We start from the raw sequence: 16,503 nt of genomic DNA, 5'->3' as shown, positions 1-16,503 counted from the left end.
CTGCTACTGGCAGCGGCGGTCTTGTCCGCTCCGGCTCGGGCCGGCATGGACGAGCAGGCCAGCGGCAACGGCCTCTACGGTCATCTCTGGCGACCCGAGGCGGTACAGGAATACTGGGATCCGGAAACCTTCCAGCGGCCCGAAACGGAACTCGTCGAGGGCCGCTTCGGCGCCGCCGAATGCCTCGAATGCCATGCCGGCGTCACCCCGGGCATCGTCAAGGACTGGCGCCAAAGCCGCCATGCCGCGCCCAGTCAGGGGCAAGGCCTTGTCCCCGCGGTGGCCTGCGACGGCTGCCACGGCAGCGACCACCAGGACCTGCGCTTTCCCACCCCGGCCGACTGCGGCGCCTGCCATGAGCGCCAGCATGGCCAGTTCCTGGCCGAGCGGCGCTACGGCTTTCCCAGCCACGCCCTGGCCATGACCAGGGCCGTCAACTCGAAGCACTTCGTCGACAAGCCCAAGGCCGAAGTGACGGCCTGCCTGCAATGCCATTCGGTGGCCACCAAGTGCGATTCCTGCCACACCCGGCACCGCTTCTCGGCCGCCGAGGCGCGCCGCCCCGAGGCCTGCCTGACCTGCCATTCCGGCCCGCCGCACCCCGACGATGAAAGCTACCTGGCCTCGGCCCACGGCCAGCTTTACTTGGCCGAGGGCGCCGGCTGGGACTGGTCCAAGCCGCTTAGGCCCGGCAACTACCCAGTGCCGACCTGCGCCTATTGCCACCTTGGCGGCGGCAACCATCAGGTGGCCGACAAGGCGATCTGGAAGTTCGGCCTGCGCCAGCGCAATCCGCGCACGGCCCAGAACCAGGTCAAACGCAAGCGCTGGATCGCGGTTTGTGCGGACTGCCACGAGAGGGCCCAGGCCGCGGCCTGGCTGCGGGGCCTCGACGACGAGCGCAAGGCGGCCTGGAAGCTCCTGTACCGGGCCGAGGACGAGCTGCGTGCGCTGCGCCGTGGCGACCTCATCCAGCCGCCGCCGGGCCGCCGCCCGCCCTATCCGCTGGACTGGTGGGAAAGCTTCTGGCCGACGCTGCGCATCGGCTTTTACGAAGGTCAGGCCTCGGCCTTCTATAACGTCTCGGCCATCGAGCGCGACTATTTCGAGATGTGGTACTTCGACGGCCTGGGCTCCTACAAGGCGGCCGCCCACGGCGATGCAAAGGGCGTGCGCGAAGGCCACCGCCGGCTGCGCCATTCCTTGCAGGGCATCGAGGAACGGGCCCGCGAGCTGCGGACGCTGGGGGCCCGCGAGGAAGCGGCCGGGGCGATCTTCGATCCCGGCCGGCTGTGGCTCGACGGCCCCTATACCGGCCTCAACCGCGAGCAAAACTGATGCGCGGCGTGCTGGTCATGGCTTTTTTTCTGCTGGCGCCGCCGCTCGCGGCCGCGGAATTGCCGCCCGGACCCTTCGACGAAGCGGCCTGCCGCGACTGTCACCGGCAGCAGACGCCCGACTTGGTGACCGACTGGCGTGATGGCCGGCACGGGCCCGAGCAGGCCGGCTGCGCGGCCTGCCACGGCCAGCTCCACGGCGCTCTGGCGGCGGCCCGGCAGGGCCAGGCCTGCGTCGACTGCCATGGCGGGCCGAAGGCTTCGCTGGTGCACGCCTACACGGTTTCCAAGCACGGCGTCATCGCCGGACTCGAGGCGGCCGAGGCGGATTTCACGCTGCCGCTGGCCGAGGGCAACCAGCGGGCGCCGAGCTGCGCCTACTGCCACCTGCACGAGGCCGACCACGGCGCCAGCGCCGAGACGGCCGAGGCCGCCTGCCTCGACTGCCACTCGCCGCGCTTCGTCGATACCCTGCTGGCCAGTGCGCGGCGCGGCCTGGCCATCGGCCAGTTGAAGTTCCGCGAAGCCGAGGCGGCGGCCGCCGCGGCGGCTGCTGCCGGCATCGATCTCGGGGCAGAGCTCAAGGCCATGCGCGAGGGGCCGCTGGCGGCGTTGCGCCAGGGCCTGGCCCACCACTCCCCCGACCATCAATGGTGGCTCGGCCAGGCGGCGCTCGACGGTGCGCTATTGCGCATCAAGGCGGCGATTACGCGTCACCGGCGCCGGCGAGCGCTGGGCGATCAACGCTAGCGCGACGGCGGTCGCCACAGTATCCCAGCGAATCTATTTGCCGCCGGACGGCGGCCGGCCGACAATCGCCGCATGCCCGTTCGTCTCATGCTGGCCACCCTGGTCGTGCTGCTGCTGCCGGCAGCCGCCGCGGCGGCCGCCTTCGTCATCCAGGGCGTCGAGTTCAGCGACGAACGCGGCGGCTTTCGTCTGCTGGCGGCCTCGGGCCGCGGCAGCCGCGCCGATCCCTTCGTGCTGGTGGAGGAAATCTTCGGCCCGGGACCGGCTGTCCTGGTGGTCCGCGGGCTGGACCGGCTGGCGGGCGGCAAGCGCGGTGAGACGCGGCCCATCGCCATTCACCTGCGCAAACAGGTGCGCAACCTGACGGCCGACGTCTGGGGCCATTTCGATCTCGAGCTGCGCGAGCAGGTGGGCCTGCCCAGCGATTATTTCGACGGGCTATCGTTCGATCAGGCCTCGACCACCCCGGTCCCCTTTGCCTCGGACCGTTTCCAGATTATCGAACCGATCATGGAGTCTTTCGATTTCCTGCGTTTTTCGGGCGGCGAGGTGCGGCCGGGAGGCGCCGCCAACCTTGATCTGGTGATCACCGACACCTCGCCCCAGGGGATTTTCTATCTCATCCAGTTGCCCAAGACGCCCATGGTCGAGGGGCCGGTCGAGGAGCCCGGCAGGGCGCCCCTCAGGCGCTTGGCATGGGAATAACCCGAACCGTGCCGCTGGCCGTGGCCACCGGCCCCTGGCCGCCGTCCAGCACCCGCGCCTCGACGAACTTGGTGCTGTTGCCGCCGCCCTGCACCTGGGCCTCGCAGCGCACTTCGCCGGCGCCGGTGGCGCGCACGAAGTTGACTGTCATGGAGAGCGTAATTCCATAACCCCCGCCCTCACCGAGCTCGTCGCCCACGGCCGCCGAGGCGGCGCCGGCCAGGCAGCAGTCGAGCAGCGACGACAGCAGGCCGCCATGCACGATGCCGGCGGCGTTCAAGTGGATCTCGTCGAAGGCGGCGGCCAGCACCAGGCGGCCAGGCCCGCGCTCCATCACCTGCATGGGCAGGTGCTGGCTGAAGATGGGCGCGGCATTGACGTCGTTGCGGATCAAGGTTGGGCCTTCCTTTAGTTTTCTCAGCGCTTCTCGCGGCGCTGCTTGAGCACGGCAACGGCGTCGAAGGCGGCCAGCTTGGCGGCGTTCTGGTCGGCATAGCGGCGCTTGGCGAAAATCGTCTTGCCCGAGGTCTTGTCCTCGATCCGCCCCGACCAGGCGCCTTCTTTGCGAAACAGCGCGACGTTGAAGCGATCGACGTTGAGGAACGGGTTGCCCCGCCTGGACACCCGCCAGACCTTTTCCACCCAGCGCCGTCGCCGGGCCTCCAGGCTCTTGGCCCGGTGCTCGCGCTCCTTCGCCGCCACCGTGTCGGATTCCATGTTGCCGGCGCAGACGCAGCCGGCCCGGATGCGCTGGGGAAATTCGGCGTGCTCCATGACGTGGACGTAGCGGATTTGCTGGCGCTCGCACATGCCGCAGGTTTCCGAGGGCCGCCCCAGATCGATGAAGTCGATGCAACGCCAGCCATTATGGGGAACGCCGGGTTCGCTCCAACGGCCGTGGGAGGTGTGGCTGGAGCTAAACATGGCCCTACAGCCTAACCCGCCCCTCGGGCATCTCGCGCTCCACCGTCATCGCCAACACGCGACTGATATGGCTGATCGGCCGGTCGCTCTCGGTGCGCCAGGCATTGAACGCCTCCTGCACGGCCTTGAGATCGCGGGCCGATGTCGGGTCCTTGGTCACCACGCCTTCGCGGATGAGCGCCGTGGCCACATCGGGCGAGATGATGAAACCGTCCTTGCCCATGCTGCGCAGGAAATATTGCGCCGAACGGCCGCTCAGCCGGCTGGCGCGTTTCTTGAGCATGGCCAGCAGGCCGACGAAATCCTCGGCCGGCCAGTCGGCGAAACAGCGCCCGGCGCTGCCGTACTCAGTGGCGAGCTCGCGCAAAAAGACGGCGTTGGCGCGCACCGACAGCACCTTGGCGCCGTTGCGGATGATGCGCCTGTCCTTCAGCAGCGCATCGATACGGTCGTCGTCGAAGGCGGCACACAGGGCCGGGTCGAAAGCCGCGAAGGCTTCCTCGAAGCCCGGCCACTTGTTGTCCACCACCTGCCAGTTGAAGCCGGCCTGGAAGACGATCTTGCTCATGCCCGAAAGCCAGCGGTCGTCGGGCAGCCGGGCCAGCTCGGCCGCGCTTTTGGGGGTCGGCAGCTGCTTTTCCAGCTCGGCCGGGCCGCCCTTGCGCCCGGCCGCGCGTTCGTAAAGAGCCGCGAAGGGGGTCATTTTTTGCTCTTGCGCTTGCCTTTGGGCTTCTTGGCCGCCGCCTTGCGCCGCGGGCGCTTGGCCTTGGCGGCGATCTCCGGCACCTCGATATCGAGGCCCTCGAGGCCCACCTCCTTCATCTTGGCGCGGTCGAATTCGCGGGTGTGGGGGAAGGGGCGCGTCGCGTCGAAACCCACCTTGGCGCCGAGATAATCGGGAAAGCTCGGATTCAGGCCGTGGCCGAAGACCTGGTCGATGGTGAGAATGCCGCTGGCGGCATCGAGGCGTGTGGCCATGGCCCATTCGACGTCGCTGGGGTTGCGGATGTCGACGTCGTCGTCCACTACCGTCACCATCTTCAAGGGCGGGAAGGCGGCGAAGGCCGCCATCAGGGCCTGCTTGGACCAGCCGGCGCGGCCTTGGGCGATCTGCACCACGGCATGGTAGAAACCGGCGCCACCGTGGCTGAAATAGACGTCGCGCACCCCGGGCACCTGCTTTTGCAAGAGCGCCAGCACGTTGGCCTCGCCCAAGAGGCCCACCGAATTGAACACCTCCTTGCCCGAGATGATGGTTTGGAAGATGGGATTTCGCCGCCGGTGCACGGCCCGCACGTGCACCACGGGGCGCGGCGCGCGCGTGGCGTAATAGCCGGTGACCTCGGCGAAGGGGCCTTCGGCGCCCACCACGCCGGGTGCGATCTGGCATTCCAGCGACCACATGGCGTGGGCCACGCACTCGACCGGCAGCACGGTACCGTCCACCAGCTCCAAGGGCTCGCCGTGAAACTCGCTGGCGATGCCTAGCTCGTCGGTGTCGGCCGGCGCCGCCTCGGCCGGCGTCGCGGCGGCGAAATGGAGCCCGGGCCCGACGCCCAGATTGAGCGAGAATTTGAGCGTCTCGGCGCGCTTTGCCGCCTTCTCGAGATAAAGCTCGAGGTGGCGGCCGGCGTCGATGTTGATGGTCAGGGTGTCCTGGTCGACCACCATGAAGCGCTGGATCGAGGCATTGCGCACGCCCGTCTCGGGGTCGCGGGCGATGACCACGCCGGCATCGAAATAGGCTCCGCCGTCGTCCAGCGCGTGGGTCGGGATGGGCAGTTTGCTGAGATCGACGCGGTTTTCCGTCACCTGCATGACCGGCGCCTTGGTCACGCTGACGGGAGCCATGGGCTTCTTCTGCCAGCTCTCGATGCAGTCCTGAACGTAGCCCGGAAGATCCCCTTCGGCCTTGCCCAGGAGCGCGCCAAGGAGCTCGCGCGACCAGTAGAGCCCGGTGAGCACCGGCTCGTCGTAACCCTTGACGTTTTCAAAGAGCACCGCCCTGGGCCCGCCCTCGAAGCGCGCCGCGATGCCGGCCAGGTCGTAGGCCGGATCGACCTCGGACTTGACGCGCACCAGCCGGCCCATCTTGTCCAGCGCCTTGACGATGGCCTGCAGGTCCTTGATGTCGACCATGTTTGCCTCCCTGTTTGCGCCTTAGTCTAGAAAAGGGACATCTCCTTGCATAGCACCGCCTTGACGTACACCGGGTGGGTGCCCAGACTCCTTGCGGACGTCACGGGAGCCAAACATGACCGAGACCCTCGAGCGCATTCTTTTCGTCGAGGACGAGCCCGACATCCAGCAGGTGGCGCGCATGGCCCTGGAATTGGCCGGCGGCTTCACGGTCGAGGTCTGCAGCTCCGGCCCCGAGGCGCTGGAGCGCGCGCCGGGCTTCGCTCCGCAGCTCTTCCTGCTCGACGTCATGATGCCGGGCATGGACGGCCCGACGACGCTGGCGGAGCTGCGCCAACTGCCCCAATTGGCGGCCACGCCGGTGATCTTCATGACGGCCAAGGTGCAGCCCGCCGAGGTCGCCCAGTACCGCGAGCTGGGCGCCATCGACGTCATCGCCAAGCCCTTCGATCCGATGAAGCTCGCGGACACCATACGCGAGATGTGGGCCCGAGAGCGCTGAACACTAGCCCGCCCGACGCCGTCATCATCTGGGGCCTCAACGATTGGAGCGCCTTCCTGGCCGGCGTGCTGCGCCAGCTCGAGGTGGCCCTGCCCTACGTCGTCGGCAGCCAGGCCGAGGGCGCCGATTTCCAGGGAGCGCCGATCGTCGACGAGGAGGAATTCCGCCGGCGCTACGATCCGGCGGCGGCCCTTCCGGTGGTGGTGGCCAGCCGCTCGGCCGACGGCCGGCAGAGCGATTTTTCGCGCAACTTCGTGGCCATCCTCAACGAATGGGGGATCGACTGCCCGCTGCGCCATCCCGCCTTCATCAAGCGCTACGTGACGCCGCGCTTTCCCGGCGGCCTCGGCGTCTTCGGCTTTCCCTCATCGGGCAACACGGTGATCAACTCGATCCTGGGCTCGCTGTTGGCGGCCCGCGACCCCGACGCCACCGGCCTGGACCCGGTGGCCGGCAAGATCCGGGCGCTCTGTGCCGATCACCTCGAAGTGCTCTATGACGCCATATACCACAGCACCGTCGGCCTCGGGGCCTGGGGCTTTCAGCTCCGGCCCAACGGTATGGGCCGGCTCGAAGTGGCGCTCGGCACCGGCGCCCGGCGGCCGCTGGAGGCGGAGCGGGGGTTCCTCTCCGACGGCTTTCTCTATCTTTCCGGCCTCAGCGCCTTCAGCCACCCGACGCGGCCCTTCTATGCCAGCCACGAAGCGCCGGATGCGGCGCTCAGGCGCGAGATGGCGGCGCTCAATTACACCACCGTCGCCATCTGCCGCCATCCTCTGGACGTGCTGGTGTCGCTGGCCGCCAAGTACTGGCGGCCGCCCGATGCGGTGCTGCACGATGCCGACTGGTTCCGCACCATGGCAACGGTATTGCGTGACTGGTGGGCGGCGGCGCTGGGTGCCGGTGAGGTGCCGCTGGTGCGCTATGAGGACCTGTTGGCCGAGCCCGTGCGCGAGATCCACAAACTGGCCGAGATCGCCGGCCTGCCACTGCCCGACGATTCCTACGCCGAGGAACTGAGGGACCAGTTCCTTTTCAAGTCGCTGCAACAACCCGGCTCGCCGGCCGCCTTGTTCGAGAGCGGCCATATGTGGAAGCCCTCGGCGGGCAAATGGAAGGGGCTGCTGGGTGCCGCCCACGCCGCCACGCTGGAAGAGCTCGACTACGCCTCGCTGCTCGGCGAGCTGGGATACGAGAGCGATTTCCGGGACGGATTGGCCGGCCGGCCGCCCGGCGAAGAGATCGCCATAGACCGGGCCTGGCTGGCCTGGCACGACTACACCACGCACCTCACGCTGGGCTCGGAGGTGGTCTTTCGCCATCCCGGCCAGGTCTTCGAGACAGTGCCCGGCACCGAGATGGAGATCTACGCCAGCGACGGTGAAACCGCGGCAGGGCTCAAGCGCCACTACGCCACGCCCTATTGGCGCCGCCTGCTGACGGCCGTTTGAGGGTGTTTCAAGTTTGATATGAAGCGCCAGGCCACCCGCCAGCCTTCGGCGCCTAGCCCGCATTTCTCACCGGGTCACGGGCAGCAAAGCCCCCAGGTGATGCGATCCGGAAGGAAAAGGTCGATGAGCGTAGTGGGACTACGCTCTTCGACCTTTTGCCAAAGCGGGCGCGCGCACAGGGACTCTGCGGAGCGACCCTTCGGGCGCCCCAGGGTCGTCCCTTGTCGCACCGACAGGGTGCGTCACGCTGCTTGCCCGATGTCCCACATCGCGCGGCGCAGCGCTCCTACCCTGTCGGCGCGACAGCGACGCGCAGGCCATGACCAGGTGAGAAATGCGGGCTAGCATCGCGCGGAGCGTCCTGGTCGTCTTTCTGCCCTTTGCCGCCGGCTACACGCTTTCCTATGTCTTTCGCACCATCAATGCCGTGCTGGCGCCGCATTTGGTGCTTGAGATCGGCCTCTCGGCGGCTGACCTGGGCCTGATCACGGCCGCCTACTTCCTCGCCTTCGCCGCCTTCCAGGTGCCGCTGGGCCTGCTCCTCGACCGCTTCAACCCGTCCCGCGTGCAGGGCGTGCTGCTGCTTTCGGCCGGCCTGGGGGCGCTGGTCTTCGCCAACGGCCAGGCGCCGGAGACCCTGATCATCGGCCGGGCCATGATCGGCTTGGGCGTGGCCGGCGGCCTGATGGCTTCGCTGAAAGCCATTGTGCTGTGGTTCCCCCGCCAGCGCCTGCCGCTCTTCAACGGGCTCTTTCTCGCCTTCGGCGGGGTCGGCGCCATGGCGGCCACGGTACCGGTCGAGCTGGCCTTGGGCGTGACCGACTGGCGTGGCGTCTATGGCGCGCTCGGGCTGGCCACCTTCGTGGCCGCGGCGCTGGTCTTTTTCGTCGTGCCGACGCGGCCCGGCGTGGCGCCCAGCGGCGGCCTGGTCAAGCAGTTCCGTGATCTCGGCCGGGTCTACCGCGACCGCCTGTTCTGGCGCCTGGCGCCACTCTGTGTGGTGACGCCGGCTACCACCATGGCAATCCAGGGCCTGTGGGCCGGGCCCTGGCTCAGGGACGTGGCCGGGCTCGATCGCGCCGCCGTGGCCAACCACCTCTTTATCATGGCCCTGGCCATGACGCTGGGCTTTGCCTTCGCCGCCTTCCTCACCGACTTTCTCTACCGCCGTTTCGCCATCCGCCCGATCACGGTGCTGGGCGGCGGCCTCAGCGCGCTGCTCCTGGTGCAGGCCGGCCTGGTTGCCGAACTGACCAGCATCGCCCTGGCGCTGTGGATCGGAGTCGGCGCCTTGTCGGCCTTTATCTCGCTCTCCTTCGCCATCCTCTCGCAGCACTTCCCGCCCGAGTTCTCGGGCCGGGCCAACACCGGCCTCAACGTCATGGTGTTTTCCGCCTCCTTCGCCGCCCAGTACGCCATCGGCGCCATCATCGACCTGTGGCCGCCGCTGGCCGGCGGCAACTACCAGGCGGGGGCCTACCAGGCCGCTTTCGGCACCATGCTGGCCATCGAGGTGACGGCGCTGCTCTGGTTCTTCGTGGCCGGAAGATTGCTGAAGGCGAAGCCGAGCTAAGCGAACGGCACCTCGACGCCGCTGGGCTCCAGGGCCTCGGCCAAGCCCTGCTTGAGGCGTTCCAGCGCCGCCCTGTCGCCGCCCTCGCAGCGCGCCACCAGCACGTTCTGTGTGTTGGAGGCGCGCAGCAACCACCAGCCGTCGGCGTTCGAGACGCGTACGCCATCGATGGCGTTGACCTCTATGCCCTCTGCCGTGGCCAGGCGTTGGCGTACTTCTTCGACGATGGCGAATTTGCGTTCCTCGGGCACCGTAAAGCGCAACTCGGGGGTGTTGACCAGCGCCGGCAGGGCGTCGATCAGCTGGCCCAGGCTGAGGCCACTTTGGGCCACCACGCGCAGCAGCCGGAGTGCCGCATAGAGGGCATCGTCATAGCCGAAGTAGCGGTCGGCGAAGAACAGGTGCCCCGACATCTCGCCGGCCAGCGGCGCCCCGGTCTCGGCCATCTTGCTTTTGATCAGCGAATGTCCGGTGCGCCACATCAGCGGCTGGCCACCCAGCCGGGCGATCTCGTCGAACAGCACCTGGCTCGACTTGACGTCGGCGATGATGGTGGAGCCGGGGTTTCGGGCCAGCACCTCGCGGGCGTAAAGCGCCACCAATTGGTCGGCCCAAAGAATCCGGCCCTCTCCGTCAACCGCCCCCAGGCGGTCTCCGTCACCGTCGAAAGCGAGGCCCAGGTCGAGGCCCCCCGCTTTCACGGCGTCCTGCAACTGCACCAGATTCTCGGCCACGCTGGGGTCGGGGTGGTGGTTGGGAAAACTGCCGTCGATGTCGCCGTTCAGCAACTCATGGCGGCCCGAAAGCCGGGGCAGCAGCGCCGCCAAGACCTCGCCCGAGGCGCCGTTGCCGGGATCCCAGGCGGCGGCCAGGGGCCAATCGCCGGGGTCCTCGCTAACCAGCCGTTCGAGATAGGCATCGAAGACCGGGGCCTGGCGCATGTTGCCGGCGCCCTGGGCGAAATCGCCGGTCGCCGCCCGCTGGCCCAGCTCCTGGATCTGGGGGCCGAAGAAGGGGCCCGTGCCCAGCATCATCTTGAAGCCGTTGTGGTCAGGCGGATTGTGCGAGCCGGTGATCATCACCCCGGCCTCTGCGTCCAGGTGGTGGACGGCGAAGTAGAGCATCGGCGTCGGGCCGCGGCCGATGCGCAGCACCTCGAGGCCAGAAGCCGCCAGGCCCTGGCACAAGGCTTCTTCGAGCCCGGGCGAGGTCAGCCGGCCATCGTAGCCCACGGCCACACGGCCGCCGTTTCGTTCCACCACGACGCTGCCGAAGGCGCGGCCCAGCGCCCCGGCGTCGGCTTGCGAGAGCGTCTCGCCGACGATGCCGCGGATGTCGTATTCGCGCAGGATGGTGGGGTCGAAACGGTGGCTCATGCGCTAGGCCTCGGGCGGTTTAGCCGGACGGCCGATGCTGTGGTAGTCGAAGCCGGCGGCGGCCATCTCCTCGGGGGCGTAGATGTTGCGCAGATCGATAAACAGCGGGCTCTTCATAAGACCGCGCACGCGTCCCAGGTCGAGGCCGCGGAACTGGTTCCATTCGGTGACGATGGCCAGGGCGTCGGCGCCCGTGACGGCCTGGTAGGCATCATCGCACCAGACCACGTTGTGCAGCAGTTTCCGCGCCTCCGCCATGCCCTCGGGATCGAAGGCCCGGACCTGGGCGCCGGCGGCCTGCAAGGCGGGCACGATATCGAGGCTGGGTGAGGCGCGCATGTCGTCGGTGTTGGGCTTGAACGTGGTACCCAGCAGTGCCACCGTCTTGCCCGCGACATCGCCGCCGAGCGCCCGGATGATGCGCTGCGCCATGCCGCGCTTGCGGGCGTCGTTGACGGCGACCACCGCTTCGACGATGCGGCTGGGAACGCCCCGGCGGCTGGCCAGGTGGGCCAGCGCCAGCGTGTCCTTGGGGAAGCAACTGCCGCCGAAACCGGGACCGGCGTGCAGGAACTTGGCGCCGATGCGGCCGTCGAGGCCGATGCCGCGGGCCACGTCCTGCACGTCGCCGCCCAGGCGTTCGCAAAGGTCGGCCATCTCGTTGATGAAGCTGATCTTGGTGGCCAGGAAGGCGTTGGCGGCGTACTTGATGAGCTCGGCGCTCTCGCGGCTGGTAAACAGCACCGGCGTCTCGTTGAGAAAGAGTGGCCGGTAGATCTCGCGGATGACCTCGCGGGCGCGCTCGCTGTCGGTGCCCACGACCACCCGGTCGGGGCGCATGAAATCCTCGATGGCGGCGCCTTCGCGCAGGAATTCGGGGTTCGAGGCGACGTCGACATCGGCCCCGGGGCTAAGCTTGGCGATCAGCTCGGCCACCCCCGCACCGGTGCCCACCGGCACCGTCGACTTGGTCACCACCAGGGTATAGCCCTCGAGGGCGTCGGCGATTTCCTCGGCGGCGGCGAAGACATAACTCAGGTCGGCGTCGCCGTCGCCGCGGCGGCTGGGTGTGCCGACGGCGATGAAAACGGCGTCCGCCGCGGCCACTGCCGGCCCCAGTTCGGTGCTGAAAGAAAGCCGGCCGGCGGCCACGTTGCGCGCCACCAGGTCGGCCAGGCCGGGCTCGAAGATGGGCACCTCGCCAGCCTCCAGGGTGGCGATCTTGGGGCCGTCGTTGTCGACGCAGGTGACGTCGACGCCGAACTCGGAAAAGCAGGCGCCCGAGACCAGGCCGACGTAGCCCGTGCCGATCATGGCAATTCGCATTAGCGGTTCTCCGTTCTCAGGGCGCGCCCCGTCAGGCGTCGAGGTCGAGAGTCTTGAGGTAGGCGCCGACGCCCTCGCGCAGGTCGTCGCGGGCCAGGGCGAAAGCAATATTGGCCTGGATGAAGCCGACCTTGTCACCGCAATCGAAGCGGGTACCTTGGTAGCGGAAGCCGTGGAAGGGATCGTCGCCGATCATCCGGGCCAGGGCGTCGGTGAGCTGGATCTCGCCGCCGGCGCCGGGGTCCTGGCGCTCGATGTGGCCGAAGACCTCGGGCTGCAGGATATAGCGCCCGATCACCGAAAGCGTGGACGGTGCCTCGGCCGGGGCCGGCTTTTCCACCAGCCCCTTGACTTCGACCAAGGGGCCGCGCGTCTCGCCCACCTCGAGCACGCCATAGCGCCGGGTGTGCTCGCGCGGCACGTCCATCACCGCCACCAGGTTGCCGCCGGTCTCGCCGTGGGCCTCGATCATCTGGGCCAGGCAGGGCTTCTCGGCCAGCACCAGGTCGTCGGCCAGAAGCACCGCGAAAGGCGCGTCGCCGACCAGGTTGCGGGCGCACCAGACGGCATGGCCGAGCCCCTTGGGCACTTGCTGGCGGGTATAGGCGACGGCACCGGCCGGCGGCAGCCAGGCGTCGAGTGCGGCGATCTCGGATGTCTTGTGGCGCGCCGCCAGCTCGGCACGCAACTCGTAGGACTGGTCGAAGTGATCCTCGATGACGCTCTTGCCGCGGCCGGTGACGAAGATGAATTCCTCGATGCCGGCCGCCACCGCCTCCTCGACGGCATAATGGATCAATGGCTTGTCGACCACCGGCATCATTTCCTTGGGCAGGGCCTTGGTGGCCGGAAGGAAACGCGTGCCCAGCCCGCCGACTGGAAAGACGGCCTTCTTCACCTTTGTCGTCATGGCGCCCTTTTTCCTGCTGCCGCCGGGCCGGGCCGGCAGGCGCTGCTTTTTGCCACGCCCACGCCAACCTGGCAAGCCCGGTCGGAAAGTGTTCTAGGAGCTTTCCAGAACTTCCTTGGCTTGGTTGATCTGGCTGGCCAGATAGGTCGAACCGCCGGTGTCGGGATGCAGTTTCAGCATCAGGCGGTGGTGCGCCTCGCGGATCTCGTCGGTGCTGGCGCCGGGCTCGAGGCCGAGGATACGCCAGGCCTCCTCGCGGCTCATGGCGCCCCGGGTGCCGGCGGCGCCAGCGCTGTTTTCAGCGCTCTCATCGCCACGCCAGTCAGGCACGATGCGGTCGAGGTAGGCTTCTATCACGGTAGCCGATTCGGGGTCCTTTTGGCGGCACTCGTCGAGCAACTTGAAAAGGTCGCCAAGATCCAGGTCGACGAGCTGCTGGCCGCCGAAACGGCCTTTCTTGATGGTGCCGCTGATGGCGCCGGAATCGTGGTCCAGCGTCATGCTCAGCATGTCGGTCTCGACTTCCGAGGACTGCCCCTGCGAAGGCCCGGCGCCGAAGCGGCCAAAGCCCCCAAAACCGCCCAGGCCGCCAAATCCGCCGCCCGGCGCGAGACCCATGCGGCGGCGCAGCCAGCCCCTGATCAGCGGCAGCAGCAGGATGGCCAAGGGCAGCGCCAGGACCAGCCGGCCGGTGAGGGCCAAAAATGCCGCGACCAGAACCAACAGGCCCAGGCTGCCCCACTTGAGCAGTCGGGCCAGCAGCTTGGGATCGGCGCTGATGAACCAGCGGGCGGCCAGGATCAAGGCGATCAGAACGCTGAGGCCAAGGACCAGCCAGGGCATGGCTCAACCCGATCCGAGTTGGCTGGTCAACAGCATGACCTCGCGGCCGGCCCGGCGGCTGTAGTCCTTGAGCGCCCGGCGGCCGCCGGCGGCGTAGACCGCAACGGCACTCAGCAGCTCGCGCAACTGCTGCGCGCTGGAGGCGTCGAAACTGCAATAGGCGCCACCGCTGAGCCGGGCAATCTGCTCGAAGGCCTGGCGCGCCACCGGCTCCTGGCCCTCCTGGAAGACGAAGGCCGGCACCCGCAGCATGCCCAACTCGCCGGCCAGTTGGCAAAGCCCGTCGACATCTTCCTCCATGCAATCGCCGACGAAGACCAGGGCGTTGACCGCCTTTTTGCGCGTCTCATCGATGGCGTGGCGCAGCACGCGCTCGATCTGGGTGTGGCCGCCGAGACAATAAACGGCCCCCATCTGGCGCACCAGGTCATGCGAGTTGGCCGACCAGCTGCCGGCCCGGAATTCGCCGAAGCCGCGGTAGTAGGCCATCTGCACCTCGAGGCCGCCAAGCGCCGCGGTTTCGTTGAACATTTCGGCCTGGATGTGGCAGGCCCGGTCCCAGGCCGGCTGGCGGCTGGCGGTGGCGTCGAGGGCGAAGATCAGGCGGCCGCGGGCAGCCTCCGGCCTAAGCGCCGGCCGCGTCGCCACCTGCTTGATGAATTCGTCGACCTGGGTCCGCGAACTGCGCGGCGTCAGGCTGCCGGATTTCCTGGCCATCGTCCCTTCCCTGCGGGCGGCAAGCCCACAATAGACATAATACCTCAACCCCCCTGCCACCAGGAAATGGCTTTGCCGGGGGGTTTTTGTGTGGGTTGAGCCCGGCTTATTCGCCGTGAATGGGGGCGTCGGGGAAGAAGGCGTGGAAAGCAAAAGCAAAATCGACGCCGTAGGGCACGTCGATCAGGCCTTTGGCGGTACGGCGCTGAACCACCACGTTGCCCACGTCGAAGCCCTGGCTGATGACGGCCTGGTCCAGGGCCGAGGCCTGGCCCGGCTGCCAGGTGATGATCAGCCCCTGGCTGGTCTCGATGCGCTTTTGCCGCCGCAGCAGGGGAATGCTCCAGGCCGCGCGCCCGCCGCCAGGCAACTGCAGCGACACCACGCGCGACAAGGGCGCCACCTTGGCCGGCATGGCACCGCCATAGAGCCAGGGCCGCTCGAGGCTGTCGTAACCGACGTAGGGATTGGCACCATAGCGCCGCAGGCCGTCGTTGTTGGGCACCAGGACCTGGGCCGCTTGGCCGGCCGTGCGGGCGCGTTGGCGGAAGCGGGCGAAGGATTCGAGTCTGGCCGGCAAGACCTCGAGGGTCTTGCCGAGCAACTCGCCGACGATGGCCTGGCCGAGGAACTGCTGCCACCAGCTTTCGGTCTGGCGGTCGTACATCACCAGGTCCGATCGCCTGAGCTTGCCGGTGGTGCCGAACTCCAGCACGCGGCCATCGAGACGGCGGTCGAAGACGATGGCGGCGTTGCACAGCGGGCAATACGTCACCGCCACCGGCACGCCCGCGATGACGTCGTTGACGATCTCGTGCCACATCAGCACCTGAATGGGGTAGGCCCGCATTTCGCCGCCCAGCGTCAAACCAATGACCGGCTCGCTGCCCTTGAGATGTCCGGCCGCCTCGAGGGCCACGAACTTGGGCTTGTCGATCGAGGGAATGCCGTCCTTGGGCGGCCCGCCCGACATGATTTCGTCGAAGTCCACCGAGGTCTTGGCAAAATCGGTGCGCGGCCATTCGAATTTCCACGATTGGGGCGAGGAACCGGAACCCGCCGAAACCTGGCTCCAGCCCATGGCCAGGGCCACCACCAGCAACACGGCGGCGGCCAGGAACGAAAAAGTGCGGGCGCTGGGCATGGCGGACCTCATGGTGGCGGAATTTTCGCCGCCCCATGGTCGGGGCCCGGCGGCGGCTTGGCAAGTCACCGCGATTCACTGTTTTGTGATGCGGGACGTGAGGCGGGACGTGAGGGGGGGGCGTGACCATATGCCACGGCGACAGGGATCCTGGGCGGGGCTAGCCTGAACGCGGTGGAGTCCCTCGCCCGTTACCTCGTGTCGAACCGGCGGGCGGGCAGGATGCGGTCGCGAGCCTTCGTCCGGATCCTGCCGAAACCCTTCCCACCCTCCACCGGAAAAGGGGGTTGGGCATGCTTATGATAAGGAGAATAGGCCTCTCTGGCGTCGTGCTGGCGCTGCTCTGGTGGCCGGCCGCCCTGGCCGGGCATCTTGGCGAGCGTTACCACGTGGTCGACGGTCTCGATGTCCATCTCGGCATCACGGCCGTCGAGCAGGTCAAGGACCATCCCGGGGTGCTGCCGAAAGGCAAGAATCTGCACCACGTGCTGGTGGCGCTTTTCGATCGCCGCACCGGCCAACGCGTAGACGGGGCCGAAGTCGCGGGCCGGGTGTCGGAGCTGGGCCTGGTGGGCAACGAGCGGGTCATGGCGGCGACGGAAACCGCCGGGGCCGTCAGCTACTGCAATTATTTCGCCATGTCCACCGGGCAGACCTTCGAGCTCAGCTTCGGCATTCGGCTTCCCGGCCAGCCGCGGGTGCACCGGACGACCTTCGTCCACCGCCATCAGCACTGAGGCAAAGATGCACAAAAGGCGCCGACATCGGAGGATTCGGCGCAAGCTCGAAATACCCCGGCCCATTTT

Annotated in this window: 16 protein-coding genes and 1 pseudogene; 7 read left to right on the top strand and 10 right to left on the bottom strand. The window is 68.0% G+C overall.

Features of this window, described 5'->3' with window-relative positions; genetic code table 11:
* Positions 1–21: 21 nt before the first annotated feature.
* From QGG75_08950 to QGG75_08940, 3 genes are all read left to right on the top strand, one after another.
* Positions 22–1,338 carry a multiheme c-type cytochrome gene (locus QGG75_08950; GenBank protein ID MDP6067365.1) on the top strand — a complete coding sequence of 439 codons (1,317 nt, stop codon included), beginning with the start codon at positions 22–24 and terminating at the stop codon, positions 1,336–1,338.
* Positions 1,338–2,087, top strand: a complete 750-nt coding sequence (locus QGG75_08945) for a multiheme c-type cytochrome (GenBank protein ID MDP6067364.1) — start codon at positions 1,338–1,340, stop codon at positions 2,085–2,087. Before QGG75_08950 ends, QGG75_08945 begins: the two co-directional genes overlap by 1 nt.
* Positions 2,088–2,159: 72 nt before the next feature.
* On the top strand, positions 2,160–2,792 hold the full coding sequence (locus QGG75_08940; GenBank protein MDP6067363.1) for a hypothetical protein: 633 nt from the start codon (positions 2,160–2,162) through the stop codon (positions 2,790–2,792).
* Here the strand turns inward: QGG75_08940 and QGG75_08935 are convergent.
* The 4 genes and pseudogenes from QGG75_08935 to QGG75_08920 all read right to left on the bottom strand — a co-directional run bounded on the left by QGG75_08935 (position 2,770) and on the right by QGG75_08920 (position 5,855).
* Positions 2,770–3,186 carry a PaaI family thioesterase gene (locus QGG75_08935; protein MDP6067362.1) on the bottom strand — a complete coding sequence of 139 codons (417 nt, stop codon included), beginning with the start codon at positions 3,184–3,186 and terminating at the stop codon, positions 2,770–2,772. The genes QGG75_08940 and QGG75_08935 overlap by 23 nt on opposite strands.
* A 23-nt stretch (positions 3,187–3,209) precedes the next feature.
* The gene (locus QGG75_08930; protein MDP6067361.1) at positions 3,210–3,716 is read right to left on the bottom strand and encodes a hypothetical protein; all 507 of its coding nucleotides are present in this window, start codon (positions 3,714–3,716) and stop codon (positions 3,210–3,212) included.
* Positions 3,717–3,720: 4 nt separating this feature from the next.
* Entirely contained in the window at positions 3,721–4,419 is a 699-nt protein-coding gene (locus QGG75_08925; protein MDP6067360.1) for a DNA-3-methyladenine glycosylase I, read from the bottom strand.
* 86 nt (positions 4,420–4,505) lie between these two features.
* Positions 4,506–5,855 (bottom strand): annotated as a pseudogene (locus tag QGG75_08920) (UbiD family decarboxylase).
* Positions 5,856–5,970: 115 nt separating this feature from the next.
* Between QGG75_08920 and QGG75_08915 the strand changes: the two are divergent.
* From QGG75_08915 to QGG75_08905, 3 genes are all read left to right on the top strand, one after another.
* Positions 5,971–6,357, top strand: a complete 387-nt coding sequence (locus QGG75_08915; protein ID MDP6067359.1) for a response regulator — start codon at positions 5,971–5,973, stop codon at positions 6,355–6,357.
* Complete coding sequence (locus QGG75_08910) at positions 6,339–7,808, top strand: sulfotransferase domain-containing protein (GenBank protein ID MDP6067358.1); 1,470 nt, start codon at positions 6,339–6,341, stop codon at positions 7,806–7,808. Before QGG75_08915 ends, QGG75_08910 begins: the two co-directional genes overlap by 19 nt.
* Positions 7,809–8,142: 334 nt before the next feature.
* Positions 8,143–9,381: an MFS transporter gene (locus tag QGG75_08905; GenBank protein ID MDP6067357.1), complete on the top strand. Its 1,239-nt coding sequence runs from the start codon at positions 8,143–8,145 to the stop codon at positions 9,379–9,381.
* Here the strand turns inward: QGG75_08905 and QGG75_08900 are convergent.
* From QGG75_08900 to QGG75_08875, 6 genes are all read right to left on the bottom strand, one after another.
* Positions 9,378–10,757 carry a phosphomannomutase/phosphoglucomutase gene (locus QGG75_08900; GenBank protein ID MDP6067356.1) on the bottom strand — a complete coding sequence of 460 codons (1,380 nt, stop codon included), beginning with the start codon at positions 10,755–10,757 and terminating at the stop codon, positions 9,378–9,380. The two genes, QGG75_08905 and QGG75_08900, sit on opposite strands and share 4 nt — an antisense overlap.
* Positions 10,758–10,760: 3 nt before the next feature.
* Positions 10,761–12,083, bottom strand: coding sequence for a UDP-glucose/GDP-mannose dehydrogenase family protein (locus tag QGG75_08895; protein ID MDP6067355.1), 1,323 nt, complete (start codon positions 12,081–12,083; stop codon positions 10,761–10,763).
* 31 nt (positions 12,084–12,114) lie between these two features.
* Positions 12,115–12,993 (bottom strand): UTP--glucose-1-phosphate uridylyltransferase GalU, encoded by an 879-nt coding sequence (gene galU, locus QGG75_08890; GenBank protein MDP6067354.1) that lies wholly within the window; start codon positions 12,991–12,993, stop codon positions 12,115–12,117.
* A 93-nt stretch (positions 12,994–13,086) separates the two neighbouring features.
* Positions 13,087–13,836, bottom strand: a complete 750-nt coding sequence (locus QGG75_08885; protein ID MDP6067353.1) for a DnaJ domain-containing protein — start codon at positions 13,834–13,836, stop codon at positions 13,087–13,089.
* A 3-nt stretch (positions 13,837–13,839) separates the two neighbouring features.
* Entirely contained in the window at positions 13,840–14,553 is a 714-nt protein-coding gene (locus QGG75_08880; GenBank protein MDP6067352.1) for a VWA domain-containing protein, read from the bottom strand.
* Positions 14,554–14,659: 106 nt separating this feature from the next.
* Entirely contained in the window at positions 14,660–15,709 is a 1,050-nt protein-coding gene (locus QGG75_08875) for a DUF3179 domain-containing protein (protein MDP6067351.1), read from the bottom strand.
* Positions 15,710–15,990: 281 nt separating this feature from the next.
* Here QGG75_08875 and QGG75_08870 point away from each other — a divergent pair, with 281 nt between their 5' ends.
* Positions 15,991–16,434, top strand: a complete 444-nt coding sequence (locus QGG75_08870; protein MDP6067350.1) for a hypothetical protein — start codon at positions 15,991–15,993, stop codon at positions 16,432–16,434.
* The last annotated feature ends 69 nt before the right edge of the window (positions 16,435–16,503 follow it).

It is taken from the genome of Alphaproteobacteria bacterium, from assembly GCA_030740435.1.
Taxonomy (GTDB): domain Bacteria; phylum Pseudomonadota; class Alphaproteobacteria; order UBA2966; family UBA2966.
The sequence above is the reverse complement of the archived record's forward strand: the minus strand, read 5'-3'. Positions and strand labels throughout refer to the sequence as shown.

Coding starts and splice junctions, on each gene's coding strand:
- QGG75_08945 (MDP6067364.1), top strand. CDS start 1,338: ATGCGCGGCGTGCTGGTCATGGCTTTTTTTCTGCTGGCGCCGCCGCTC.
- QGG75_08940 (MDP6067363.1), top strand. CDS start 2,160: ATGCCCGTTCGTCTCATGCTGGCCACCCTGGTCGTGCTGCTGCTGCCG.
- QGG75_08930 (MDP6067361.1), bottom strand. CDS start 3,716: ATGTTTAGCTCCAGCCACACCTCCCACGGCCGTTGGAGCGAACCCGGC.
- QGG75_08925 (MDP6067360.1), bottom strand. CDS start 4,419: ATGACCCCCTTCGCGGCTCTTTACGAACGCGCGGCCGGGCGCAAGGGC.
- QGG75_08915 (MDP6067359.1), top strand. CDS start 5,971: ATGACCGAGACCCTCGAGCGCATTCTTTTCGTCGAGGACGAGCCCGAC.
- QGG75_08905 (MDP6067357.1), top strand. CDS start 8,143: ATGCGGGCTAGCATCGCGCGGAGCGTCCTGGTCGTCTTTCTGCCCTTT.
- QGG75_08900 (MDP6067356.1), bottom strand. CDS start 10,757: ATGAGCCACCGTTTCGACCCCACCATCCTGCGCGAATACGACATCCGC.
- QGG75_08895 (MDP6067355.1), bottom strand. CDS start 12,083: ATGCGAATTGCCATGATCGGCACGGGCTACGTCGGCCTGGTCTCGGGC.
- galU (MDP6067354.1), bottom strand. CDS start 12,993: ATGACGACAAAGGTGAAGAAGGCCGTCTTTCCAGTCGGCGGGCTGGGC.
- QGG75_08885 (MDP6067353.1), bottom strand. CDS start 13,836: ATGCCCTGGCTGGTCCTTGGCCTCAGCGTTCTGATCGCCTTGATCCTG.
- QGG75_08880 (MDP6067352.1), bottom strand. CDS start 14,553: ATGGCCAGGAAATCCGGCAGCCTGACGCCGCGCAGTTCGCGGACCCAG.
- QGG75_08875 (MDP6067351.1), bottom strand. CDS start 15,709: ATGAGGTCCGCCATGCCCAGCGCCCGCACTTTTTCGTTCCTGGCCGCC.
- QGG75_08870 (MDP6067350.1), top strand. CDS start 15,991: ATGCTTATGATAAGGAGAATAGGCCTCTCTGGCGTCGTGCTGGCGCTG.